The organism is Methylotenera sp., from assembly GCF_030684185.1.
Taxonomy (GTDB): Bacteria; Pseudomonadota; Gammaproteobacteria; order Burkholderiales; family Methylophilaceae; genus Methylotenera.
Genome location: NZ_JAUXOY010000030.1, coordinates 219544 through 244236, shown reverse-complemented (window position 1 = coordinate 244236; position 24693 = coordinate 219544). Strand labels below are relative to the sequence as shown.

At 44.3% G+C, this 24693-nt stretch carries 20 protein-coding genes; 5 read left to right on the top strand and 15 right to left on the bottom strand.

Annotation, left to right across the window (positions count from 1 at the left end):
- Positions 1-83: 83 nt before the first annotated feature.
- The 4 genes from Q8J82_RS13255 to Q8J82_RS13240 are packed head-to-tail and all read right to left on the bottom strand — an operon-like array spanning position 84 to position 4639.
- On the bottom strand, positions 84-725 hold the full coding sequence (locus Q8J82_RS13255) for a hypothetical protein (RefSeq protein WP_305328468.1): 642 nt from the start codon (positions 723-725) through the stop codon (positions 84-86).
- On the bottom strand, positions 725-3304 hold the full coding sequence (locus tag Q8J82_RS13250) for a S8 family peptidase (RefSeq protein WP_304908099.1): 2580 nt from the start codon (positions 3302-3304) through the stop codon (positions 725-727). The genes Q8J82_RS13255 and Q8J82_RS13250 overlap by 1 nt, the downstream gene beginning before the upstream one ends.
- A complete protein-coding gene (locus Q8J82_RS13245; RefSeq protein WP_304908100.1) occupies positions 3243-4247 on the bottom strand; it encodes an AAA family ATPase in 1005 nt (334 codons plus the stop codon). The genes Q8J82_RS13250 and Q8J82_RS13245 overlap by 62 nt, the downstream gene beginning before the upstream one ends.
- A 38-nt stretch (positions 4248-4285) precedes the next feature.
- Entirely contained in the window at positions 4286-4639 is a 354-nt protein-coding gene (locus Q8J82_RS13240) for a hypothetical protein (protein ID WP_304908101.1), read from the bottom strand.
- 394 nt (positions 4640-5033) lie between these two features.
- Here Q8J82_RS13240 and Q8J82_RS13235 point away from each other — a divergent pair, with 394 nt between their 5' ends.
- Positions 5034-5630 (top strand): hypothetical protein, encoded by a 597-nt coding sequence (locus Q8J82_RS13235; RefSeq protein WP_304908102.1) that lies wholly within the window; start codon positions 5034-5036, stop codon positions 5628-5630.
- Between the two features lie 360 nt (positions 5631-5990).
- On the top strand, positions 5991-6245 hold the full coding sequence (locus Q8J82_RS13230) for a hypothetical protein (protein WP_304908103.1): 255 nt from the start codon (positions 5991-5993) through the stop codon (positions 6243-6245).
- 234 nt (positions 6246-6479) lie between these two features.
- Here the strand turns inward: Q8J82_RS13230 and Q8J82_RS13225 are convergent, their stop codons facing one another.
- Both Q8J82_RS13225 and Q8J82_RS13220 read right to left on the bottom strand, forming a co-directional pair.
- Positions 6480-7184 (bottom strand): NrdJb, encoded by a 705-nt coding sequence (locus tag Q8J82_RS13225; RefSeq protein WP_304890204.1) that lies wholly within the window; start codon positions 7182-7184, stop codon positions 6480-6482.
- Positions 7185-7269: 85 nt separating this feature from the next.
- A complete protein-coding gene (locus tag Q8J82_RS13220) occupies positions 7270-9435 on the bottom strand; it encodes an adenosylcobalamin-dependent ribonucleoside-diphosphate reductase (protein WP_304908028.1) in 2166 nt (721 codons plus the stop codon).
- Positions 9436-9797: 362 nt separating this feature from the next.
- On the opposite strand from Q8J82_RS13220, the gene waaA reads away from it, so the two are divergent.
- Positions 9798-11051 carry a lipid IV(A) 3-deoxy-D-manno-octulosonic acid transferase gene (gene waaA / locus Q8J82_RS13215; RefSeq protein ID WP_304908027.1) on the top strand — a complete coding sequence of 418 codons (1254 nt, stop codon included), beginning with the start codon at positions 9798-9800 and terminating at the stop codon, positions 11049-11051.
- 33 nt (positions 11052-11084) lie between these two features.
- Here the strand turns inward: waaA and Q8J82_RS13210 are convergent, their stop codons facing one another.
- From Q8J82_RS13210 to Q8J82_RS13180, 7 genes are all read right to left on the bottom strand, one after another.
- Positions 11085-11672 carry a hypothetical protein gene (locus Q8J82_RS13210; RefSeq protein WP_304890207.1) on the bottom strand — a complete coding sequence of 196 codons (588 nt, stop codon included), beginning with the start codon at positions 11670-11672 and terminating at the stop codon, positions 11085-11087.
- Between the two features lie 16 nt (positions 11673-11688).
- Positions 11689-12246 (bottom strand): hydrolase, encoded by a 558-nt coding sequence (locus Q8J82_RS13205; RefSeq protein ID WP_305328467.1) that lies wholly within the window; start codon positions 12244-12246, stop codon positions 11689-11691.
- Positions 12236-13705, bottom strand: a complete 1470-nt coding sequence (locus tag Q8J82_RS13200) for a TolC family outer membrane protein (RefSeq protein ID WP_305328466.1) — start codon at positions 13703-13705, stop codon at positions 12236-12238. The genes Q8J82_RS13205 and Q8J82_RS13200 overlap by 11 nt, the downstream gene beginning before the upstream one ends.
- Positions 13706-13718: 13 nt before the next feature.
- Positions 13719-14402, bottom strand: a complete 684-nt coding sequence (locus Q8J82_RS13195) for a protein-L-isoaspartate O-methyltransferase (protein WP_305328465.1) — start codon at positions 14400-14402, stop codon at positions 13719-13721.
- A 94-nt stretch (positions 14403-14496) separates the two neighbouring features.
- Positions 14497-17667: an efflux RND transporter permease subunit gene (locus Q8J82_RS13190; protein ID WP_305328464.1), complete on the bottom strand. Its 3171-nt coding sequence runs from the start codon at positions 17665-17667 to the stop codon at positions 14497-14499.
- Complete coding sequence (locus Q8J82_RS13185; protein ID WP_305328463.1) at positions 17664-18758, bottom strand: efflux RND transporter periplasmic adaptor subunit; 1095 nt, start codon at positions 18756-18758, stop codon at positions 17664-17666. The genes Q8J82_RS13190 and Q8J82_RS13185 overlap by 4 nt, the downstream gene beginning before the upstream one ends.
- A complete protein-coding gene (locus Q8J82_RS13180) occupies positions 18755-19387 on the bottom strand; it encodes a TetR/AcrR family transcriptional regulator (protein WP_305328462.1) in 633 nt (210 codons plus the stop codon). The genes Q8J82_RS13185 and Q8J82_RS13180 overlap by 4 nt, the downstream gene beginning before the upstream one ends.
- A gap of 354 nt (positions 19388-19741) precedes the next feature.
- Between Q8J82_RS13180 and Q8J82_RS13175 the strand changes: the two genes are divergently transcribed.
- Together Q8J82_RS13175 and Q8J82_RS13170 are read left to right on the top strand one after the other, a co-directional pair.
- Positions 19742-20389: a DUF2380 domain-containing protein gene (locus tag Q8J82_RS13175; RefSeq protein WP_305328461.1), complete on the top strand. Its 648-nt coding sequence runs from the start codon at positions 19742-19744 to the stop codon at positions 20387-20389.
- A gap of 57 nt (positions 20390-20446) precedes the next feature.
- The gene (locus Q8J82_RS13170) at positions 20447-20572 is read left to right on the top strand and encodes a TetR family transcriptional regulator (protein WP_370868655.1); all 126 of its coding nucleotides are present in this window, start codon (positions 20447-20449) and stop codon (positions 20570-20572) included.
- A gap of 48 nt (positions 20573-20620) precedes the next feature.
- On the opposite strand, the gene Q8J82_RS13165 is transcribed toward Q8J82_RS13170, so the two are convergent.
- Both Q8J82_RS13165 and Q8J82_RS13160 read right to left on the bottom strand, forming a co-directional pair.
- Positions 20621-21763: a ribonucleotide-diphosphate reductase subunit beta gene (locus Q8J82_RS13165; RefSeq protein WP_305328459.1), complete on the bottom strand. Its 1143-nt coding sequence runs from the start codon at positions 21761-21763 to the stop codon at positions 20621-20623.
- A gap of 24 nt (positions 21764-21787) precedes the next feature.
- Complete coding sequence (locus Q8J82_RS13160) at positions 21788-24634, bottom strand: ribonucleoside-diphosphate reductase subunit alpha (protein ID WP_305328458.1); 2847 nt, start codon at positions 24632-24634, stop codon at positions 21788-21790.
- Between the last annotated feature and the right edge of the window lie 59 nt (positions 24635-24693).

Genomic DNA, 24693 nt, shown 5'->3' with positions numbered 1-24693 from the left:
CATCATGCCACCATCATTCAGTGTGAAGGAGGCAGCTACCGAAGAAAATCATCTATGCAAAAACAGTAGTAAAAATCTCAGCGTCAACTAGACAAGATAATTGTCGCTGAACTGGACAAGATAGTTGACGCGCTACAAGCTGTGTTAATTAAGGTTAAGCCAGTTTTGAAAACACTTGACTCGAACAAGGCTATTATTTGCTGGTCATCACTACTATCAACATTAATGGTTCTTCCTTCAAAGGAAACGCCATTTTGACTAACATTCAGCCCTAGGAAAATAGGCGTGCCACTTACGCTTGCGTTTGCCTGATCGTTAATTCGAAATTTTAAAGGATGTCTAATATCTTCTAAAGCCGCATTGATTTGGCTCTTACCACCAAAATCAAACAAGACATTATGTGCACCAAAACCAGGATATGAGTGCACATAAAAACAATCCAAAGATATTTTTATTGATTGCCCTATTAAGCTTGCGTCAGGTTGTATTGCACTTGCATTTTGAATCAAGCAAAGCCCAGTGGTAGGATCTGGTATGTCATTGATAAATCCAAATACTGATCCATTATGCTTCCACGCTTTAGTGGAGAAAAGTCCACCTTGTCCGGCGACATTTGCCCCAATGAAGTCTTGTGCTGCAACAGTGTCATTGATTAAAGTTAAATATTCAGCAATATCTTCATTTGACTGACTACCTAAAGAATTTGCGCTATCAAATAAAGCCATTATGATCCTCCCACACGTTCACGCTGTCTGATGCGTTGCGGCACTCTCACCGCGCCTTTTACTTCTTGATAAATATTTGCAGTAATTGACTGCCCCACCTCAATTGAAATTGCTAAAGCATAAGGAACAGCCACATGTTCTAACGAACCATGTAATGCGCGTGCTTGTACACCAATGGTCAGATTTTTATTATCATCCTTAAGTTTCTGTGCTGTTTTGCCTTCCAGCAGCAAATGCATAATTGTGCCTCTAGCCGTGGTCTTGCCATTTGGTTGCAAAATATCACCTCGGTCACAACCTTTCCAAAACTCAGATTTACCTTCTGCATCAACTATTTTAAGTGCGATGCCCCGATAGTCAGCCATCCCTGTCAAAACAGGGACAGTCCAAGTCAGCGTGATTTTAACTTTCCTGATTTCACGTGATTTGAACATGGATTGAGGAATTGGAATCGTATACTCGTGGCGTTGGTCCGATTTAATCGTGTCTTCAGCCAACAAAGTGATCCTTCTTGTAGTTCCGGATAGGATTTCATCGATTTGAGGTTTTCCATAGCCTAAAAACTTGGCAATAGTATCGCGCCTCTTGAACCATGTATACCGTCCTTGCGGTGGGAATGCTTCTTCAAGAATCTCCCCAACATCCCCCCAATGACAACTATGGGTAAGTAGTGCTTTTAGCATAGGAACTCGTGTTTGCAGGTCTAACCAGCGCTCACCGTCATTTTCAAAAACTTCGTCTAAGGCATCAGCGATCAAGTTACAAGAGCGCGTTACTAGTGCGGTGGCATTACTGGTACCCGCGGTCCTTCTCGTTGCCTGTAAGTTACCGGTTTTCGAAGGACATGCACTCACTTGGCCTAAGTCTGTGGCTGTATGAGGATGAACTTCAACATAACCATCTCTATGATTTGATCCTCGCACTGCAAACCGTCCGCCTTGCTCGACTACATCGGGTTTGATGCTTCGATTTACACCAAAGCCTACTGAGGACACTAAGTTCGTCATTACAACAGTTGGATAGGGGTCTGTAGCGGTACCCGGCAGGTTAGTATTCGCCTCATGATGTAATGCGCCGACGGTGATAGAATTAACCGATTCTGCCGGGCTTAAAATTGAACGAGTCCCTTTCGACTTTTCTACGGCTAGTAATATACTAGCCTCCCTTTCATCTGGGGCTGCTGCTGCAAAATCTGCATTGGTCGCATAGTCAGTCACTGGAAACTTGGTATAAATATTCCCTGCACTAATCACGAACAGCAGTCGATGATGGTGACTGAAATAATCTAGTAACATTGCCCATGGGGAAGGCCTGCGGACAAACGGTGCATTCGTATCACATATAGAGTGATTAATGACCGTAATATCTTTCAGTGGTCCATCTCCATTTGAGAGTTCAACCACTCTTGAAAGTGCTCTGAATACAATACCAATTGCAAGTTTGTTTGTAGGGATACCTTCACCATTTTTACTTTTAGATAAAATTGGAAAAGCTGCAATTGGCCGGGTGATTGACGGTGGTGGTGACACTTCCATGTCACCATGCAAAATCATGGATGCCATAGCTGTACCATGCTCCCTGTTTAACGCAGGCACTTGAGCACTATCGATGTCTACTTCCTCTACGATAACTCGACCAGCCAAAGAGTCATGATTCACAATTGGATAGCCATCTAGGACGCCTGTAATGCAAGGTCCAGTTGGTAATGTAGTGCTGAAATCAAAACCTGTCCCGGCTTCAACGATTTCATCCTCTTGCGTAGTATCAGCATATTCCGACTGGGGACGGATAGTCATAATCTCATCCAAGCTTCCCAATTTACCATCACGTCCAGCTAGTTCCTTCGCGACTTTCGCTGGAATTGCGATTAGTGCACCTTGATATCTGATTCCATCAATTTCAACCAGGTCTATTAATGTGCCTCCCACTTCATCGAGCATGGTCAGCAATGTCTTGATTGCACTATCTCGTCGCTCCTTAGCGTTGCGGTACCAGAAATCCAACTCAACCTGCACTACGCGGTCAGGTTGCGCATCCAGGAGTTTATTGATGAAATTCGTGACACTAGGGTCAATCCGGTCTTGAACAGACCATACTCTGAGGTCACAAAGGTATTCGAAGATTTTCCAGAATGGTCTTTCGTGCTTTTCCGGAGAAAGAGGCTTTTTGTAGCGATTCCACATCGCTAAGAGTTTATAAAGTCCCGCTTCACTGGGCATCGTTACGTAGATGGTTTGACCTTGAAGTTCATCATCGGCGGCACCATCATCTTCTTCTGATGATTCACTGATCAGCCATTCTAGGCCAAGGGCTTGTGCGGCCAACTGAAATTCTGCAACTGGACCCAATAAATCAAAAACAAGCGCTCGCTCAGGAACGACAGCTCGTGGGTCTACGCTAATTTGAGCACCTTTTTCCCAATCAGCGATTGATTTCGCTGCATCATCAAAGGTTTTTGATAATCGCTCCCTTTGCCTTTGGTACCCAATGGCTTTGGGGAAGTGTGGTTTCTGCCCCTTAATTCGTTTTTTTGCTACCTGATCTCGTGCGATTCGCACGATTGGATGTTGAGTTGCCATGAGACTGAGATTCCTCAGGATTATTAGTAATTATTGTTTTCTTCAATCTACCCAGAACACTTTTTATCGCCTCGGAGGCACTTAGTTTCCCCTTCGATAGAATTATTTTACGCCGAACATCCAAAATAAACGACTCAACGCCAGCCATTGTTTCACCTTCCATGTATTTGGCAAAGTCATCAGCTGTAATACCGACACTTGCTTTACCCATGGATTTCTTAAAATTACCAAACCACTTCACAAGTTGGAAATGATCAGGTGGATTTATTTCCAATTTTAATTCAAAACGACGCCAAACTGCACGGTCTAAAAGTTCTGGATGATTGGTTGCACACACAACAATGGTATGTGATGGCAAACGATCCATTTGAACAAGCAATGAGCTAACTACTCGTTTGATTTCGCCTGTTTCCTGTACATCGCTTCTTTCTTTACCAACTGCATCAAACTCATCAAAGAAAAGCACGCATGGAATTTGTTCTGCAAAATCCATTAAGCGTTTTAGGCGGCTAGCAGTTTCACCTAAATAACTATCTATAATCGCATCGTACCTTATGGAAAGCAAAGGCAAAGACAATTCAGTAGCAAATACTTCGGCTAAACTGGTTTTTCCATTCCCTGGAGGCCCTTTTAAAAGCACTGTATGGCGAGGTTCAATTGAATGGGAACGCAGTAAAGCAGTATTAGAATATTCGAAAATAAATTCCTGAACTTCGCTAACAATCTCTTCGCTCAAGACAAGCTCATCCAGCCGTCTCTGTGCCGGAATATCATAGACAAGTTCAGCTATACGCTCTGGTATTTCCACTGAAATGGATTTTGATTGAACAGCAGATTCCTCCAGCCCTATTAGCTGTGGTTGATTACTCTTTTTGGACCGCGCAATGATTGCCTTCATTGTTCGCTCAAGAGCTTGCCTGTCCTGTTGAGTTTTCGTTGCCATAATCACCTCCACCACCTATAAAAAGCAGATTTCCTACTTTACTTATTGGCCGTACCATTTGCTAAAAGTTTCTCGTACCCATCCAAAACTGTTAAAACAGTTGTGCACAAAGAGCGCAGTGATTGCATGTCTTCTCGTATGTTATCTACAAAAGTATTTTCAATTGAAGTTTTAACTTTTCCAAAATTACCATTTGTTTCATTTTTGTTGCGCATTAACCCTTCACGTATCGCTTCCCGGGTTTTATCAATTGCACGACCCGTACGGCAAAACCGCCAAAACGTCGAGCGATCAATGCCTAATTTAATAGCCAACTTTGACCTGCTACCTACAGTCTTTTCGAATGCTAGCACTTCAGCAAGCAATTCATCATCGGTTACGACTCTGGGCATTCACGAATCCTTATTTAAGGAAGACTATTGTATCACTTTAGATTAAAAATGCAACAAAGTGAAACGTAAATAAATAAGTATATTACTATTTTTGTTTCACTTTGTTGCATTTTAAAAATATTTCAGAAGGTCTGCCTATGCTCAAAAATAATACTAATAACTTTCAATCACTGACTTGATTTAATGACAGCGTCCAGCCCAAAACTGTCGTTCAAAATCCGTATTGCTTTAAAAATGCACTATTAGCTCTATTGGGTTGCGTACGTAGATGCAATTTATTATTATACGGACAGAACAAACCCTAACTTCAAGATTTAAAAAGAAAAACAATATGCCAAAATCAACATTTTCAATATTATTATACGGACGCATGCGACTGCATAATAACTGTTAGATGTCCAAGATAACTTACCCTTATCCATACGATGGATTATCGATCAAGGCGGTGCATGCGTACCACCAAGAAACACTATTTTTTACACTGCTCTTTCCTATAATCAAGCAAGAAGCCAAGCGGGAATCGTCCATAGAGGAGGGGTTTGAAAACATTGCAGAGAACTGGGCAAAACAAGAGCTGGGAGTGCTTGGCTTTGTATCAACCTTCCATATGTGGGAACGTCAGTTACAAGAGCTATTTATCGAACAAAAGGGTAGGTCCGACATAGAAATTCCGCCGTTGAACAAAGGAGAAAACATTGTTCAATACGGAAAGAGAGTACTCATGAGCACCTTCGACGCAACGGCGAAGGATGAGCACTGGCAGGAGCTCAACAGAGCTCGAATAGTCGTAAATGCTTTTAAGCATGGCCCAAGTAAAAAATTTGACGCTGCGATGAAAACTTATCCAGAGTTTTTCTACGACCCAAAGGATAAGAGACATTTGCCAACGGTTTCTATTTCTTCGGAGCAGCTTCGCCAGCTCATTCAAACTGTCGCAACCTTCTGGGAAGAGCTTCCCAGAAAGATTGACTATGCACGCAAAAACATTTAATCCTTAATTCAAACGTTAAGTATTAGGAGAATTCATGACACCCGCTGATTGGACTTCAATCGGGAGCACTATTTTTGCTGGCATCTCCGCATTGGTGGCTGCCGCCGCGATTTACTTTCCGGCTCGCAGTCAAGCCAGCCAGAAGCTGTTAGATCAGGCGCAACGCTCTCTCGAGCGCGCCTATGACACCCTTTCTAGAAACGGCCAGGAGGTCTCGCCGCCTGCTCCTGATAGGCTAAACTGGCTTACCACGGCGCGACATATACGGCGGTACAAGTCACTGAAGTCAAAGCTCACCGACGCCACTCATCGGTTGATCTGCGAAGAGCAGGAAGAATACTGGCGACATCGAATCTACCTTTGCCTTCAAAGCCCCCAAGCTCTACAACCAACGTACTTTCAGGGTGGGGCAATCCGCCAAATGGGCGACCACCAATTGAAAAGACTTCAGCACTGGTCGTCTACGCATTCTCAAAGTGGCCTGATGGTCTAGCCGACCCGCTTGACACTGTGGACAAATATGATCTCATTGAGACTGGACGAGCACTAGAAGGCAATCCAGGCCTCTGTATCTACGTAGAAGGCAACGCCGCTCCTACGCGCATTGATGCCTAACCTATCCAGCGGAACAAGCCAAGTATGCCATTATTTCGAACGCTGACTGTCCGCTTTGGGCCGTAGAGAAGACTATTAACTAATCTTAATTAGATACACAACAATAAAAAAAGCCTGAATTATCAGGCTTTTTACTAGTGCTTTATGCGGTTGGTGCTAGCGACTTATGAGGTAGAACTAGTCGCTTATGGGGTGTCGCACATTTTCCAAGAATTAAAAAAATAAAACCTCTAACTAGCCACACTTACTCTCACCGCAATTTAAACAAGTGAGGCATCCATCCATCACAATCGATGCTTTGGTATTACATTTAGTGCAAAGCTGCGCGCCTTTTGGAAAGCCTTCTGCGGTCACTTCTTCGCCTGCTTTAGCGTGCTTTTCTAGGTACTCTGCTTTCTTTTCTTCAACCAGCTTTTTTTGGTGATGATCTAAACCCGGCTTTTTAAGCATGCCGATTTCTTGCAAGTGTTGCTCAACCACTTCACCAATTTCAGCCACTAAGCTTGGTACGAATTTTCCACCTTTTTTGAAATAACCACCGCTTGGTTCAAAGACGCTTTTGAGCTCTTCAACCAAGAAAGTGACGTCGCCACCTTTACGGAACACGGCAGACATAACGCGTGTTAAAGCAACTATCCACTGAAAGTGCTCCATGTTTTTAGAGTTGATGAATATCTCGAACGGACGGCGATGCTCTTGCGGCGTGTCTTCATTCATGATTACGTCGTTAATGGTGATGTAAAGTGCGTGCTCGGTCACGGGCGTTTTTATTTTGTAAGTATTACCCACCAACTTATCTGGGCGGCTTAGCGGCTCACCCAATTGCACTACTTTATTCGCAGCATCTTTTTGTGCTTGCAGGTTTGCCGCTGCTTTGGCTTTATCTTCTTCGTTCACTAGCGTATAGCCAACGATTTTCTTATCAATTTTAACTGTCATTTGTATTCTCCTTTTTTGTAGGAGCGCAATTTATTGCGCGTATTTTCCTTTAAATGCTTTGCGATCTTAAAGATCGCTCCTACAACTAAAATTTCCCGTAATAGCCTTCTTTAAGCGCATCATAAAGATTGGCGGCTGAGTGAATTTCACCATCGTATTCAATCTCTTCATTGCCTTTAACTTCCAGCTCTGTGCCATCTTCTAGCGTGAATTTATAGGTGGTGTTTTCTAAGTCTTTTTCAGTCACCAACACACCTTGGAACGCTTCCGGGTTGAATCTAAACGTTGTGCAGCCTTTTAAGCCTTTATCGTAAGCATAAAGGTAGATGTTTTTGAAATCCTCAAAGTCATAATCTGTAGGCACGTTAATGGTTTTTGAAATTGAGCTATCAATCCATTTTTGTGAAGCAGCTTGAATATCCACGTGCGCTTTTGCTTGAATAGTAGATGAATCTAAGAAGTAATCTGGTAATTTTTCATCTTCTTTATCGCTAAACGGCATGGCTTTTGGGTTAATCAATTCGCGGTAGGCCAGCAATTCATAAGAGAATACATCGACTTTCTCTTTTGATTTTTTACCTTCACGAATCACGTTACGTGCATAGTGGTGCGCGAATGATGGCTCAATACCATTACTTGCATTGTTTGCCAATGAAAGTGAGATGGTGCCAGTTGGTGCGATTGAGCTGTGGTGTGAGAAACGCGCGCCTTTGGTGGCGATTTGGTTACGCAAACCTTCTGGGAACTGCTGCATATAGCGACTGTATTTACCGAGCAATATTTTACCAGCGATTTTTTGACCTACTTTAATGCCATCTGCCGCCATTTCCGGGCGCTTGGCTAACATATCAGCCGTAACTTCAAACTTCTCATCCATGATAGGTGCCGGGCCCTTTTCTTCAGCCAGTTGCACGCCGACATTCCAGCCTTCTTCTGCCATCACGCGAGTGACTTCATCGGTGAATTTAAGTGACTCTTCCTCACCGTATTTCATTTTCATCATGGTAAGGCTGGAACCCAAGCCTAAATAGCCCATGCCGTGACGACGTTTGCGCATGATTTCATCGCGTTGTTGTTGTAATGGCAGGCCGTTGATTTCAACCACGTTATCTAACATGCGGGTAAAAATCGCTACTACTTCGCGGTATTCTTTCCAGTCAAAGTAAGCTTCGTCAGTGAATGGCTTTTTCACAAAACGCGTTAAATTCACAGAGCCTAACAAACAAGCGCCATAAGGCGGCAAAGGTTGTTCACCGCATGGGTTGGTGGTGCGAATGTTTTCGCAGAACCAGTTGTTGTTCATTTCATTCACGCGGTCAATCAAGATAAATCCTGGTTCAGCAAAATCGTAAGTGCTGGACATAATGACATCCCACAAGCGGCGTGCTTTGATGGTTTTATACACACGACAGGCTACTTTGCCTGCATCAACGCCATCTGTTTTAGTGAGGTATTTACCTTTGATTGGCCACTCGCGCCAAACCACCTGCGCGATATCATTCACGTTTAAGCCATCAATAATCGCTTCTTTTTCAGTGACGGGAAAAGCTAATTTCCACTCAGCGTCTGCTTTTACCGCTTCCATGAACTCTTTGGTAATCAGGCATGACAAGTTGAATTGGCGTAAACGGCCATTTTCACGTTTTGCTTTAATAAAATCTGTCACGTCTGGATGAGAAATATCAAAGGTTGCCATTTGCGCACCACGACGACCACCCGCACTTGATACAGTGAAACACATTTTGTCGTAAATATCCATAAACGACAGCGGGCCGCTTGTGTAAGCGCCAGCACCTGCTACAAACGCACCTTTTGGACGTAAAGTAGAGAATTCGTAACCAATACCACAGCCCGCTTTTAGCGTTAAACCAGCTTCATGCACTTTGCCCAAAATATCATCCATACTGTCAGATATAACACCTGAAACGGTACAGTTAATAGTAGAAGTGGCTGGCTTGTGCTCTAAAGCGCCCGCATTAGAAGTGATGCGACCCGCTGGTATGGCACCGCGGCGCAACGCCCACAGAAATTTCTCATGCCACTCGACACGTTTTTCTTCCGTTGTTTCTACATCTGCTAAAGCACGTGCAACTCGCGCATAAGAAGCGTCAATGTCAGCATCAACATGCTCACCCGTTTTGGTTTTTAAGCGATATTTTTTATCCCAGATGTCTAGCGACACAGGTTGAATTGGAATTTCTTTTTCTGAACCTGACTGTGATTTGGTTGCTGATTCAACTGCTTTTAGCATAGATGCCTCTCCTCAACTTTAGACTTATGCGCTAACAAAGTAGATTTCTGCGCTAAGCCCGTGATTTTTAATTAAAAACTATTATTCTTCTAGAAAATATAACGCCTAAACACAATATGTTGTGCCTGGAACAGCAATTTATGCCTTTATTTTGTGTACGTCAACACTATTTTTGCATTCATCTTTGCACCATTTTGGCGTGTATTTTTTAAAAATGAGGCCAGTATTTGCATTGAGATAGGGTAAGCAATCACTTACCCTGTAGTTTGAATACAAAAATAAATTTCTCGCAAAAGTTGATTGTTTATGCATGCACCTAAATAGGTAAAAACAACAATACTAATTTTGTGAGAAAATGCGTCATGAATCGTTTTTTCTATTCGCTATTACTTTACTTGGTGTTGCCATTTGTACCACTTAAATTACTCTGGCGCGGAATTAGGCAGCCTGAATATCTAAAACACTGGCGTGAACGCTTTGGCTTTTATTCATTACCGACAAACAAGCCTGTGATATGGCTACATTGTGTTTCAGTAGGCGAAACTCGCGCGGCAGCACCTTTAGTCAATGCACTGCTTCAACAATATCCCAATCATCAGGTGTTACTCAGCCATACCACGCCCACTGGGCGCGCTACGAGTGAACAGCTATTTGCTGATAGTGTACAAAGAGTTTACTTGCCTTATGACCTGCCTTTTGCAGTTAAGGGTTTTTTAAAGCACTTCAACCCTATTATTGGAGTACTGATGGAAACCGAACTTTGGTTTAACTTGATGGCGGGCTGCAAACAAAAAAATGTTCCATTATTGCTGGTGAATGCAAGACTTTCAGAAAGATCCGCCCGCGGTTACGCCAAACTTGGACATTTAATGAGCGAGGGTTTGCAAAACTTATCTGCCATTGCCGCACAAACCACACAAGATGCCGAGCGTTTAAAAGACTTGGGCGCAAAGAATGTAAGCGTTGTTGGAAATTTAAAATTTGAAGTGCAACCCCCAGAAGATGCAATAAAACAAGGCCAGCATTTACGTAGTTTATTTGGCATACAACGCCCCGTATTTCTTGCGGCCAGCACCCGCGAAGGGGAGGAGGCCATCATTTTAGACGCCGTTGCCGCTTTGCAAATGCCAAAATTACTCACAGTGATTGTGCCGCGTCACCCGCAACGCTTTAATGAAATTGAAGCACTGCTGCAACAGCGCAGCTTATCTTATCAAAGACGTTCCACACTGAATCAAACTGTTGATGCTGAAACCCAGTTTATTTTAGGCGATAGTATGGGTGAGTTATTTAGCTACTATGCCAGCGCTGATATTTGCCTAGTTGGTGGCAGTTTGTTGCCATATGGCGGACAAAACCTAATAGAGGCGATGCGTATGGGCAAACCAGTGTTGATTGGCGAGCATACGTTTAACTTTAAAGAGGTTTCGGAGCTTGCTATAGCGCAATGCGCCGCCTGGCAGGTAAAAGACGCACAAACCATTAAACAGGCCATTCAAGCTTTGGTAGAAAACCCGCAGAAACAAGCTGAAATGGGTGCGGCAGGATTAGCTTTGTGCGAGGCATCACAAGGAGCGACGCAGGCTACTTTAGAAATCATTGCCGCCAATTTTTAGTACTGCAATTAGTACTGTAAATTGCCAGCCATGCTAAATCACACTTAATTCGCTAACGTACATTAACTCACAAGCTCCCGCACCAGTGTCTTCACGTGTAAGTGAACTACGCCAATGCCAGCCATCAGCTCTTTTAGCCTCGACCAACTGACCTTTTATATGCACAGTTTGCCCGAGCCTTACCTTGCTGAGCTGACGCTTAACAGTATCGTTTGCCGGGATAATATGTGTATTTGCTGCGTGTATTTCAATTTCACGCTGCGGAATTGGAAAAGCATCTACATGCCAATAAAAGAAGCGGTTACTCTGCGAAATGTCTATTTTACTCAGTATCGCTTCGTCTGACATTGGCCCCCAGCCTAACGCTAAATCGGTAGGCGATAATGTTGCCTCAGTGCCCATAGAGTAATCCTCTTTGGACAATACTCTCGCTTTAATCGAGTATTCCGCAAGCGGAGTGAGAGTAAAACCATTAAGCTGAATATCTGCGGCACGCGTATTAGTTTGACTGGGTTCACTAGAGGCCGTTTCACCTACACCGTGAATCACCGGCCGATTTTGATAATGATGAAAAGCACCATAACTAATCAAGCCAATAAATAACAGCACTTTCCAGTTCATAAATATGCTTAATGAATTAGCGGATAAGTTTACTAATGGCCTTAAATGCATCACCTTCGGCTTTACCTAGCCATTCAAACACAATAGACTCTGTGTTGCTGACAATACAGCCGGCATCGCGTAATCGTGCCAAGGCATTAGCTTTATTGGCTGGATTGCGTGAAATGATGGCGTCTTCAGCTACGAATACCTGTTTACCTGCGCCAATTAAATCCAGTGCCGTTTGCAAAATACAAATATGCGCTTCCATACCTACAAGTACCATTTGCGTATGGTCGCTGGTCAATTGACGGTTGAATTTAGGCTCTGCTAAACATGAAAAACAGATTTTTTCTACGGGCTTGATGCTGGGTAATATCGCTTGCAATTCAGGCACTGTGTTACCTAAACCTTTTGGATACTGTTCCGTGATGATGGTCGGCACTTCTAACAGGCTCGCTGCTTGCGCCAAAATACCTGCATTTTTAATAGTGGCTTGCAAAGCCTCTTGTGGCATAGCGGCGATTAGCCGCGTTTGCATATCAACAATAATTAGCTGGCTTAAACCAGCCCGTGCCTTCAAGTTAGCGTGCATCACTTAACACTAATTGCTGATTGATATCAGCTAAATCGGACTCTGCTAAGACACCAGAAGCTGCTTTTAAACGAATGATATTCACCAGATAGTTGTAGCGTGCTTGCAATAAATCACGCTTAGCGCTGAAAAATTGCTGCTGTGCATTTAACACGTCAACACTGGTACGCACACCAACTTCATAGCCTAATTTGGTAGACTCTACTTGGCTTTGGCTGCTGATTAAGGCTTGTTCAAAGGCTTTTACCTGTGCAATGCTGCTACTTAAATTAAGATAAGCGCGCTGGATTTCCAGTTCCGCCTGACTACGTGCAATTTGCACATCATCTTGTGCTTTTTGTTTATTAAGCACGGCTTGCCTGATAAGTGAACTGGTCGCCCCTCCATGATACAGCGGAATTTGCAGCTGCAAACCAATCGTGCCATTTTTAAGATCGCTACCACCAAAACCATTTGCACTTCCATTTGCATAGGTATCTGTATAGCTGGCCACTGCATCTAAAGTTGGTAAATGCCCAGCTTTGGACCGTTCAATTTCTTGCTCTGACAACTTAAGCGAATCTTGCTGAATTTGTATATTCAAATTATTTTGCGTGGCTACTTCTACCCATTTATCCATACTTTGGTCGAGTGTATTCGTTTTAATATCCGCTTTTACAGTCGCTAATTTTTGCGGCGTTTCTCCTGTGATTGCTTGCACAGCATGTTTAGCAATTTGATGCTCATTTACTGCAGCTATTTCTTGCGCCACGATTAAATCATACCTTGCCTGCGCTTCATTCACGTCGGTTATCGTGGTGGTACCTACCTCAAAGTTTGCATTTGCTTGCTCTAACTGGCTTGAAATGGCTAATTTTTGCGCTGTCAGCAAATCAATTTTATCTTGTGCAATCAACACTTCAAAATAACTTTGTGTCGTGCGTAAAATAAGCGCTTGCTGGCTCAAATGCAATTGTTTATCCGCCAGGCTTACTTGCGTTTTGGTTTGCTCCATTTGCACTAGGTTCTGCTTGCGGTAAATAGGCTGGCGCGCATCAACTCCGTAGCTATACCCTTCAAAACTTGCGCTGCCAGCAGCTCTGTTTGGCAGTATCCCCGCACCTATATAGCGAATGTCTGTCCGCGAGGCGCTGGCACCTGCGTTAAAATTTACACTTGGGCGATACAACGCTTTACCTTGTTCAATAATCTCCTGTGCCGCTTGGTTAGCGCTTAAGGCAGATGCTAAAGTTGGATCATGCGATACTGCTTGGTGGTAAATATCAACTAATGTCTGCGGCTTCTCTTGTGCAGTTTGCACAACGCCGATTGATTTAGCCGATGGCTCAACCGAAGTAGAATCAGCAACATATATCAAGTTTTTGGCAAAAACCATCTCTGCGGCTGATATTGGCTGTGCAGCAGATAAAGCGATACATGCTAGCGAGATCACAAAGGGCAAATGCTTTAACTTGTGCATAAAGTTTCTCTAATTAAAACTCGAATTTTGCTGCTTGCGGTGCATTAACTAATGGCGGCAAGCACGTTTCAAAAAGTGTTTCTTTGCGGCGACTGCCTTCGCTAAACCGTTGCGTGAGAGTCGCTTGCATAATCGGTAATTCACCCACCACAGCAAACATACGACCACCGATATTAAGCATTTTTTCTGCAGTCGCTGGGTGTAGTTGCAAAGAACCGGTAAATACAATCACATCGTATGGCGCTTCAGCTGCAAAACCGTTCACAGCATCTCCGACATGCAAAGTCACGTTGTGAATATTTTGTTTTTGCAAACGCGTACTTGCAAGGCTGGATAACTCAGGAATAATCTCTACCGCATGCACATGTGCCGCAAGCTTGGCGATTAGCGCGGTCAAATAGCCACTACCTGTACCGATTAACAGTACTTTGTCTGTTTTTATAATACTAAGCGCTTGTAAGATTCTGCCTTCAATTTTAGGCGAAAGCATAGTTTGGCCATGGCCAATGGGTAGTTCCACATCAGCAAAAGCGAGGCCTTGTTGAGATTCGGCAACAAACTCTTCTCTCGGCACTTCGTCCAGCAAGGCCAGTACCACCGGGTCTAGCACTTCCCACGTGCGAATTTGCTGTTCTATCATATTAAAACGCGCGGTTTCGTTTTTCGTATTGTTTTTTGTTTGTAGTGTCTGTGTCATGGCAAATTTATTCCTATCAAGTTCTATATATTATAGCGCATGCGCGTGCCATACAAACTGTTGATTAAACAAGCTTTTAGCACTTAAATTAAGCCTATTGCGGCATTTTTACCCTAAACCAAGCCGCATATAAGGCTGGCAGAAACAATACAGTCAATAAAGTAGCAACGGCTAAACCGCCCATAATCGCTACTGCCATTGGGCCAAAGAATACACTTCTGGTAAGCGGTATCATCGCCAAAATAGCCGCAGCAGCAGTAAGTACAATCGGCCTGAAACGGCGTATCGTCGACTCTATGATGGCCTGCCATTCAGGCAATCCTGACGCTTTATCCTGTTCGATTTGGTCAACCAGAATCACAGAGTTACGCATAATCATACCCGATAGCGCAACTGTACCGAGCATCGCCACAAAGCCGAACGGCTTATCAAATGCTAATAGTGCAATTGTGACGCCAATCAAACCCAAAGGTGCAGTTAACAACACTAAAAATACCCGCGAAAAACTTTGTAGTTGCAAAATCAATAAAGTAAGCACCGCGACTAAAAACAGTGGAATTCCTTTGGCGACCGAAGCACCGCCTTTTGCTGACTCTTCAACCGCACCGCCAGTTTCAACGGTGATGCCCAAAGGTAAGTTCGCTATAATTTCGCCTAATTTGGCTTCAATTTGGCCTGAAACCACAGGCGCCTGCATATGGCCTCGCAAATGGGCGCGTACCGTAATAGATGGCACACGGTTACGTCGCCAAATGGCGCCTTCTTCAAACTCTGAAGTAATCGTCGCGATTTGCGAAAGTGGCACGCTGGTGCCATTTTGCGTATTAATCATTAAGTTTGGCAGGCGCGATAATTTAGTTCGTTCAATCTCTGCGCCACGTGCGACCAAATCTATACGCTCGTTACCTTCTCTAAATTCCGTGATGTATAACTCGCCAAGCGCACCATTAAGCATATTGGCAATATCCACTGAGCTTACGCCGAGTAAGCGCGCTTTAGATTGATCTATGGAAACTTTCATGACCTTGCTTGGCTCTTCCCAGCCTAATTGCACATTAGCCAAATGCGGGTTAGCACGCATGATGTCAGCAATTTTATGAGAGATTTCGCGGATTTTTTTAATATCGTTGCCATCCACACGAAACTGCACAGGAAAGCCTACTGGCGGGCCATTTTCCAAACGCAATACCGAGGCTCTTAGTGAAGGAAAGTCATTTTCAAACAGCGTCAATAAATCACTGCGTAACGCCTCACGCTCTTTTAGATTTTTGGTTAAGATGACGAACTGAGCAAAGCCGCGATGTGCCAATTGAATGTCCAGAGGCAAATAATAGCGCGGACTACCGATGCCGATGTAAGCGACAAAATTATCAATGCCTTGATGTTGCTTATTCCATGCTTGCAGCCAGCTTTCCAGTTTTTTTACTTCATCATTGGTTGCATGATACGAAGCGCCTTCGGTTAAACGCAAATCTACCATAATTTCAAGCCGCGTTGAATCTGGAAAAAATTGCTGCTGCACTTTACCAAAACCAATTATTGACAGCACAAACATCATAAGCGTCATAATAATGACCGTTTTGCGGTAGCGCACACATGCTGTCACAATGCTACGAAAAGCACGATAAAATTTGGTGTTGTAAATGTCGTGATGGTGGTTGTTTTGGCTGGAATTTTCAGCAATACCAAACCTGTTTTTAAACCACACTTTAATTTTAGATGGTTTTGGCGCGTGTTTATAATCAGGCAATAGGTGATAACCCAAATACGGCACAAATATCACTGCGGCAAACCATGAAATAATCAGCGCAATTGCCGAAACCTGAAAAATGGAACGCGTGTATTCGCCTGTAGAAGAAGTGGCCGTTGCAATTGGCAGGAAGCCAGCCACCGTTACCAGCGTGCCTGTAAGCATAGGCATGGCGGTTGAATTATAGGCAAACGATGCCGCTTTCACTCTATCCCAACCTTGTTCCATTTTAGATGCCATCATTTCTACTGCGATAATAGCGTCATCTACCAACAAGCCCAAAGCTAAAATCAGGGCACCTAGCGATATTTTATGCAGGCCAATATCAAAAAAACTCATCAGTAAAAATGTAGCCGCCAACACCACCGGAATTGAAATCGCCACTACTATGCCTGAGCGCCATCCCAGTGAAAGCAAGCTTACACCAAGCACGATAACCAAAGCCTCTATTAATGATTGCACAAAATCATTCACAGAATGAGCCACGATTTTTGGCTGTGATGTAACGGTATCAAAACTCAACCCTACTGGCAGGCTTTGCTGAATTCTATGTATCTTTGTATCCAGTGCATGGCCAAGCGCAATCACATCTCCACCCTGGCTCATACTCACACCAAGTAATAATGTTTCTTTACCGTTATAGCGCACTGTGTCGCGCGGCGGGTCTTCATAACCTCGATAAACCCGTGCAACATCGCCCAGCTTAAAATCACGATTATTTGCACGCATCCTGATTTCCCGTAAATCTTCAACAGTGTTGTATCTGCCTGAAACCTCAATCCGAATGCGCTCTTTCGGCGAATCAAACGTGCCGCCTTTTACCACCGCATTTTGTGTTTGCAGTATATTGATGAGGGCAGTGGTGCTAACGCCTAAAGTAGATAGCTTGGCATTTGATAGCTCGATGAAAATACGCTGTTTACGCTCTCCAAAAAAATCTACTTTCCCTACATCCGGGGTACTTAAAAGCTCGGCACGTATAATTTCAGCCTGTTTTTTTAAGGCAAAATTATCAAAACCATCGCCAGTAAGCGCATACATACTGCCATATACGTCACTAAACTCATCGTTAAAAGTCAGGCTTTCGATACTTTGCGGAAGCGTATGCCGAATATCAGATATTTTTTTGCGTACCTGATACCAGATTTCCGGAATATCTTTTGAAAACGTATCGTCTTTAATCACGATAAAAATCATGGATTCGCCAGGTCGCGAGTAGCTACTTGAATACCCTAAATGCGGTACTTCCTGTATTTTTTTCTCCAGTTTATCGGTAATTTGCTGCTCGACTTCTACCGCGCTCGCACCAGGCCAACTGGTGCGGACTAACATCACCTTGAAAGTGAATGGCGGGTCTTCTGACTGACCAAGCTTTGCATATGCCAGGAAACCAGCAATAGTGAGCATCAACATGATGTAAAGCACTAATGTTTGATGTTTTAGCGCCCATTCAGAGAGATTAAGGCGTGACTGACCAACTTGTACTGCATCAGACTGCAAATTCTCGTCACTCATGGTGCTGACTCACTCTTAGTGTCAACTATTTGCGGCTTGACTCGCTGACCTTTAATTAGCGTATGCACACCAGAGATTGCCACCATTTCATTAGCTTGCAGGCCGCTTTTAATCACCACCCCCGCTTCCGTATATGGCCCTGTAGTCACCTCACGCGGGTTTGCCACACCGCTTATATCCGACTGATTTTCTATCACCCATACGCTATTTTTGCCATTTATTTGTGTCAGTGCAGTGGAAGGAACAATGATTTCATCTGCCGCAGTCTCGGTAAAACTTACACCCGCTGTCATACCTAGCTTTACTGCCTCATCAACGTCTGTTACTGCCACACGCACATCAAAAGCACGTGTCGCTGAGTTTGCCACTGGCGATATTTCACGCACCATTCCCGCATAAGTTTTTTCGCGATCCGCCCAAAGCCTGATATTAACTTTATTACCCACCTTTAGCTTGCTCATGCGTGATTCCGGCACCGCAACTAATACCTCGATTTGCTTGGTATCTACGATTTGTGCAATCATTGCGCCCGCCTCTACCACCTGGCCAGGTTCCGCGTTAATTTGTGTCACCACACCATCCCTGTCCGCGATTAATGCGGTATAGCGCGATTGGTTGCCTGAAACTGCCGCTTGCGCTTTTACTTGCGCTAAGCGCGCGGCTGACGTTTTAAGTTCAGCTTCCCGCATATCCAATGCTGAAGCTGAAATGAATTTTTTGTTAAATAAAGTGCGCTGGCGTTCCACCTCTGCTTTGGCTAATGCATGACTTGCTTCTGCTGCCTGCACATCGGCAGAGGCCGCTTGTGTGCTCAAGTCAGCATCGACGGCATCAAGCCGCGCTAACACCTGGCCTTTTTTAACGAAACTACCGACTTCAACTTTACGCTCAATAATTTTGCCATTGATTCTAAATCCCTGGTTCGATTCATAGCGGGACTTAACTTCACCCACTAGCACCATCGCATCGTTGGCTGAGGATTTCCCGACAACCACCACCAAAGCCGGGCGTGGCGGGGGAGGTGGTTCAGCAGGTTTTTGGCAAGCGACAAGCAATATGCTAACACCTAAAATTGTTATTATTTTTTTCATAAAGCTTCTCTTAAAAGTCCACGAATTAATACTGCCTGCATTAACTCCAAGCGCTCTGAAATATCGCTCCAGTTCACCCATTTATCGCATGCCATGGTAATTTGCAAAGAACAGACCCCGTGCACGCCTGCCCAAATCGTTTGGGCAATTAAATCCACATCTTGTAAATCATATCTAAAACGAGCTGCCGCATACACATTACTCACCACTGTTTTTAGTTGAAAATAGGCATCCTGCTCTGCACTGTGTTGTTGCAGGGTTAATTGTGCTGGATCATAAGGCGTTCTGGCAGCCATGAACATTAACCGATAATGATTGGGGTGCGATAATGCAAATTCTGCGTAGCCCTGACCCAGCGCTATCATGCGTTCAACGGGGTCAGCAATTTGCATAATATCTTTTAGAGCATTCGCTAACGCTAAAAAATCTGTATCGCAAATGGCGCGTAATACGGCTTCTTTATCAGCAAAATGCAAATAGATGCTAGTAGCAGAATAGCCAATACGCTTGGCAATTTCGCGCATAGTCACAGCCTCTACGCCACGTGATACAAACAAGTCGCGTGCAGCATCAATAATCAGTGTGCGTAATTGCTGACGTTCATTTTCTGTTTTTGGTTTAGGCGGCATGGGTCATATCAATATACTTAACATTGTTAATTTAACAATGTTAAGTATATTGTGTCAACCAGTTTATCAGCGCAAATGTCAGGCTTCTATTTACGAGTATCTATAATACACAGTTGATTTAGCAATTTAAAGATTATGCGTTTATTCATGCTGAATCGTAATAAGCGGTTGATGCCAAAAAAGCTGAGCGTCAAATATTTACAACATAAATTGTATTATGTTATTAAAAAGAGATTACAATATAAAGTATATACCGACCTGTAAGTATATAATGATGTAGCTGTTTAAACTGGTAGCTAAGAAACCACTTCGAAAATAATGATAAACTTACCTCTAAAGAAAAGAGATGCGCCCATGAAAAATTTGATTTTAAAAGTCATTTTTCTTCTAAGCCTAGCTGGCTTAGTCTCGCTAACTGCCTGTGCCGGGCCGACAACGACAAAACCAATTGTAGCCCAAACTACTACTGAATCAGCCAATGCCCTACCAGTAACCACTGAACCAACTATTGCTGAACCAGCAGTTGCACCAACTGCCACTACATCAATTGGCAAGGTCATGGTCTTAGACTTTCCACTTAACGACCTCACAGACTTACCTAACCCCCCGGAAGAGCTGGCGCGTATTGCACATTTTAACGTCTCTTTTAAACAGAGGCTTGTTAATGATGGCGTAGAGATTGTGCCGGTGAATGAGCAGATTAAAGCGATATCGTCAGCGCAGTCTGCCACCTACCTATTTGACCATACCGACATTGCGGCAAGTCTGGCTGAGGGTAGTGGCGCCGATTACATCATCATAGGTGTGGCCATGAAACCGACCTACCTATTCGTCTATCCAAGACTTTTATTGGTCGACATTAAAACAAAGCGGAAGGCATTTACCAGTTACGTGCAGATGGAAGGCTCTTGGCTGGAAAACCATACCACCGCAAGTAGTGCAAACAGACTTGCAGATAAGGTCAGCGCAGAACTTAAAAAATTGGCTGGAAAAGCAAACTAATACATGATGAATTTAATTCAGACTGTTTGCAGAGACAGTACGTAACGTGACAGTCATATGAATATGAGCGAATGGATACTTTCAAAAGCAACCAACCTTTTTGAGTTCCGAGGTATTCAAGTTTTTGGTATTGAAGCCATCGGGGCAGAATCCAGAGTTACTAAAGCGACAATTTACAAATAGCAAACCCTTGCAATCCACTGCAAGGGTTTGAGTTATCGAAAGCTATCACTAATCCCAGCTTAACGCGCCTCCTGTCTGGTACTCAGTTACACGGGTTTCAAAAAAGTTTTTCTCTTTCTTTAAGTCCATCATTTCGCTCATCCATGGAAATGGGTTATTTGCCCCTGGATACATCACCTCCAAACCAATTTGCTGACAGCGGCGATTGGCGATAAAGCGTAGATATTCCTTAAACATGGTGGAATTTAAGCCCAGTACACCGCGCGGCATGGTGGCTTCTGCGTATTGATATTCAAGTTCTACACCATGTTGCATTAAGGCTTTGATTTCTTCACGGAATTCCGCTGTCCACAAATGCGGATTTTCCAGCTTGATGGTATTGATAACATCAATGCCAAAATTACAATGCATGGATTCATCGCGCAGAATGTATTGATACTGCTCGGCCGCACCCTGCATTTTGTTTTGGCGGCCAAGTGCTAAAATTTGCACAAAGCCAACATAAAAGAAGAGACCTTCCATAATGCAAGCGAATACGATGAGTGAGCGCAGCAGTTGCTGATCGGCTTCTGGCGTGCCAGTTTTAAAAGTTGGGTCAGTCAGTATGTTGATGAATGGAATGAGAAAATCATCTTTGGCTTTAATGCTGGGAATTTCCTGATACGCATTGAATACTTCGCTTTCATCTAACCCCAGACTTTCCACAATATATTGATAGGCATGGGTGTGAATCGCCTCTTCAAAGCCTTGGCGCAACAAGTATTGACGGCATTCTGGCGCGGTGATGTGGCGATAGGTGCCTAGTACGATATTATTCGCCGCAAGCGAATCAGCGGTGGTGAAAAAGCCTAAATTGCGCTTCACAATCAAGCGCTCATCTTCTGTGAGTGCGGTGCTGTCTTTCCACTGTGCAATGTCGCGGCTCATGCTCACTTCTTGTGGCATCCAATGGTTAGCGCAGCCGGCTAGATATTTATCCCAAGCCCAATGGTATTTAAACGGCACCAGTTGGTTCACATCGGTTTGGCCATTAATCATGCGCTTATCGGCAGCGTTGACTCGGCTGGAGTGTGATGGCTGGTGGGCGGCTGTTGGCGTGGATGTTACTTCCACTGGCGGTACTATTGTTAGAGTTGGTGTTAAGCTAGGCTTGGCTTGCTCTACAACAACGTCATCTTCAAATGAAAGCATATTGGTTCCTTAAGTTCTTATTATTTATTGGCAAGATTCGCATTCTGGGTTATCTATTGAGCACATTTTCGGTGCTTCTTCAGGTGCATTAGTACCCGATGAAACTGCGTTCAACTCACCACCAGAACCTGTGGATTTTTCCGCCGCTGTTGCACCTAATGAACGTAAGTAATAGGTGGTTTTTAAGCCACGTTGCCATGCCAGCATGTAGGTGTCATTCAGTTTTTTACCTGAAGGCACAGCGAAATACAGATTAAGAGATTGCGCCTGATCTATCCATTTCTGACGACGGGCGGCGGCCTCTATTAACCAACTTGGATCAACATCAAACGCGGTAGCGTAAAGCTGTTTCAAATCCGCAGGTACACGCTCAATTTTTTGCAGTGAGCCATCGTAGTATTTCAAATCGCTCACCATCACTGCATCCCACAAACCACGGGCTTTGAGGTCATTCACCAACTGCTCGTTCACAATGGTAAATTCGCCAGATAGATTCGATTTAACGTATAAATTTTGATATTCAGGTTCAATACTCGCAGAAACGCCCACAATGTTTGAAATGGTGGCCGTTGGCGCAATCGCTACACAGTTGGAGTTGCGCATACCCACATTCTGAATCCGTTTGCGCAAAGCATCCCAATCCAGCGTTTGGCTTCTGTCAACTTCCACATGGCCGCCACGCTCACTGGCTAGTAAATCAAGCGTGTCGAGCGGTAAAATGCCTTGATCCCACAAACTGCCTTTAAAACTGGAATACGCTCCGCGTTCTTCTGCCAAAACTGTGGAAGCGTAATATGCGTTGTAGCACACCATTTCCATGGCGCGGTCGGCAAATTCTACCGCTTCCATGCTGGCATACGGAATGCGCATGGCATGTAAGCAGTTTTGAAAGCCCATGATGCCCATACCCACTGGGCGGTGACGTGTATTAGCGTTGCGCGCTTTGCCAACGGGGTAAAAGTTGATGTCCACCACGTTGTCTAGCATGCGCATACCGACTTTAATGGTGGCTTGCAACTTGTCGCTATCTAACGTTAACTTGCCGTCAACTTCTTTTAAATGCTGCAATAAGTTTACAGAACCTAAATTGCATACGGCAATCTCCGTGTCAGAAGTATTGAGCGTAATTTCAGTACACAAATTAGAACTATGCACCACGCCCACATGCTGTTGTGGTGAGCGGATATTACAAGGGTCTTTAAAGGTAATCCAGGGATGGCCTGTTTCAAACAACATTGAGAGCATTTTTCGCCACATTTGCAAGGCAGGCACACGTTTAAATAACTTGATTTCACCATTATCTGCACGGCGTTCATATTCCACATAAGCCGCTTCAAAGGCTTTACCGTATAAGTCATGTAAATCAGGCACGTCAGAAGGTGAAAACAAAGTCCACTCGCCTGCTTCTGTCACGCGGCGCATGAACAAATCAGGTATCCAATGAGCGGTGTTCATATCATGCGTGCGGCGGCGGTCATCGCCAGTGTTTTTACGCAAATCCAAAAACTCTTCAATATCCAAGTGCCATGTTTCTAAATACCCACACACCGCACCTTTACGCTTACCACCCTGGTTGACGGCCACGGCGGTATCATTCACCACTTTTAAGAACGGAATCACGCCCTGGCTCTTGCCGTTGGTGCCTTTGATGCGCGCGCCGAGCGAGCGAACCGGCGTCCAGTCATTACCTAGCCCACCTGCAAATTTTTGCAACAAGGCATTTTCTTTAATACCCTGATAAATACCTTCCAAGTCATCACTCACGGTGGTTAAGTAACAGCTTGATAACTGCGAATGCAGCGTACCGGCATTAAACAACGTAGGCGTTGAGCTCATAAAGTCAAAGCTTGAAAGCACATGGTAAAACTCAATCGCACGACTTTCGCGGTCAATCTCGTTAATCGCCAACCCCATTGCTACCCGCATAAAGAAAATCTGCGGCAGCTCGATGCGGCGCTCATCTATGTGTAAAAAGTAACGGTCATACAGTGTTTGTATGCCCAAATAGCCAAACTGGAAATCACGGCTTTTATCAAAAGCTCCCGCCAATTTTGTTAAATCAAACTGCGCTAGGCGCTGATCCAGCAAACCTGCATCTATGCCCATTTTGATATAACGTGGAAAATATTCAGCATAGCGAACATCCATTTCTGCATGGCTGACGCGTTCGGCGGCATCTCCTCCCAGCACCTCTGCACGTACTAAATCCAATTGCAAACGTGCGGTGACCTGGTTGTAGGCAGGCTCGGTTTCAATCAGGCTGCGAGCCGATAAAATCAGCGCCTTAAACACTTCATTAAACGGAATACCATCGTATAAATCGCGCACTGCTTGCGTGACCACCAAGCTTGCGCTCACCGCGTCACCCAAGCCGTCGCAAGCCTCATTTACCATCGCATTAAGCGCGTAAATATCCAGCGGCATGCGTTTGCCAGCCATATTGATATTGAGCTGTGGCGCACCAGCTGTATTCACTTCTGCTTGTGCGGCACGTTCCGCATTGCGCTTTTCACGGTACAGCACATAAGCGCGCGCCACATCATGGTTGCCGTTACGCATCAGCGCAAGCTCAACCTGGTCCTGAATGTCTTCAATATGAATCGAACCGCCTGCTGGCAAACGGCGCATTAAGGCGCTATTCACCAACTGGCTTAGAATCGCCACTTGGTCGCGCACGCGCTGCGAAGCGCCACTTTGATTACCTTCCACCGCTAAAAAAGCTTTAGTAATGGCAATGGAAATTTTATCGAGATGAAAAGCCACCACCGCACCGTTGCGACGGATGACTTGGAGTGTGGGTGAAGCTGACTCAGCACCGAGTGTGCTGCTATGACTAGATGGGTTACTACTTAATGCACGTACATCATCCATTTTATTTTCCCTTTTTCTCAAAGGGCAGGACACTTTTTAATGAGCAATCAATCATCAAT

What these genes read in the sequence shown, in the direction of transcription:
- Q8J82_RS13255 (WP_305328468.1), bottom strand. Translation starts at nt 725, where the DNA reads ATGGCTTTATTTGATAGCGCAAATTCTTTAGGTAGTCAGTCAAATGAA.
- Q8J82_RS13250 (WP_304908099.1), bottom strand. Translation starts at nt 3,304, where the DNA reads ATGGCAACTCAACATCCAATCGTGCGAATCGCACGAGATCAGGTAGCA.
- Q8J82_RS13245 (WP_304908100.1), bottom strand. Translation starts at nt 4,247, where the DNA reads ATGGCAACGAAAACTCAACAGGACAGGCAAGCTCTTGAGCGAACAATG.
- Q8J82_RS13240 (WP_304908101.1), bottom strand. Translation starts at nt 4,639, where the DNA reads ATGCCCAGAGTCGTAACCGATGATGAATTGCTTGCTGAAGTGCTAGCA.
- Q8J82_RS13235 (WP_304908102.1), top strand. Translation starts at nt 5,034, where the DNA reads ATGTCCAAGATAACTTACCCTTATCCATACGATGGATTATCGATCAAG.
- Q8J82_RS13225 (WP_304890204.1), bottom strand. Translation starts at nt 7,184, where the DNA reads ATGACAGTTAAAATTGATAAGAAAATCGTTGGCTATACGCTAGTGAAC.
- Q8J82_RS13220 (WP_304908028.1), bottom strand. Translation starts at nt 9,435, where the DNA reads ATGCTAAAAGCAGTTGAATCAGCAACCAAATCACAGTCAGGTTCAGAA.
- waaA (WP_304908027.1), top strand. Translation starts at nt 9,798, where the DNA reads ATGAATCGTTTTTTCTATTCGCTATTACTTTACTTGGTGTTGCCATTT.
- Q8J82_RS13210 (WP_304890207.1), bottom strand. Translation starts at nt 11,672, where the DNA reads ATGAACTGGAAAGTGCTGTTATTTATTGGCTTGATTAGTTATGGTGCT.
- Q8J82_RS13205 (WP_305328467.1), bottom strand. Translation starts at nt 12,246, where the DNA reads ATGCACGCTAACTTGAAGGCACGGGCTGGTTTAAGCCAGCTAATTATT.
- Q8J82_RS13200 (WP_305328466.1), bottom strand. Translation starts at nt 13,705, where the DNA reads ATGCACAAGTTAAAGCATTTGCCCTTTGTGATCTCGCTAGCATGTATC.
- Q8J82_RS13195 (WP_305328465.1), bottom strand. Translation starts at nt 14,402, where the DNA reads ATGACACAGACACTACAAACAAAAAACAATACGAAAAACGAAACCGCG.
- Q8J82_RS13190 (WP_305328464.1), bottom strand. Translation starts at nt 17,667, where the DNA reads ATGAGTGACGAGAATTTGCAGTCTGATGCAGTACAAGTTGGTCAGTCA.
- Q8J82_RS13185 (WP_305328463.1), bottom strand. Translation starts at nt 18,758, where the DNA reads ATGAAAAAAATAATAACAATTTTAGGTGTTAGCATATTGCTTGTCGCT.
- Q8J82_RS13180 (WP_305328462.1), bottom strand. Translation starts at nt 19,387, where the DNA reads ATGCCGCCTAAACCAAAAACAGAAAATGAACGTCAGCAATTACGCACA.
- Q8J82_RS13175 (WP_305328461.1), top strand. Translation starts at nt 19,742, where the DNA reads ATGAAAAATTTGATTTTAAAAGTCATTTTTCTTCTAAGCCTAGCTGGC.
- Q8J82_RS13170 (WP_370868655.1), top strand. Translation starts at nt 20,447, where the DNA reads ATGAATATGAGCGAATGGATACTTTCAAAAGCAACCAACCTTTTTGAG.
- Q8J82_RS13165 (WP_305328459.1), bottom strand. Translation starts at nt 21,763, where the DNA reads ATGCTTTCATTTGAAGATGACGTTGTTGTAGAGCAAGCCAAGCCTAGC.
- Q8J82_RS13160 (WP_305328458.1), bottom strand. Translation starts at nt 24,634, where the DNA reads ATGGATGATGTACGTGCATTAAGTAGTAACCCATCTAGTCATAGCAGC.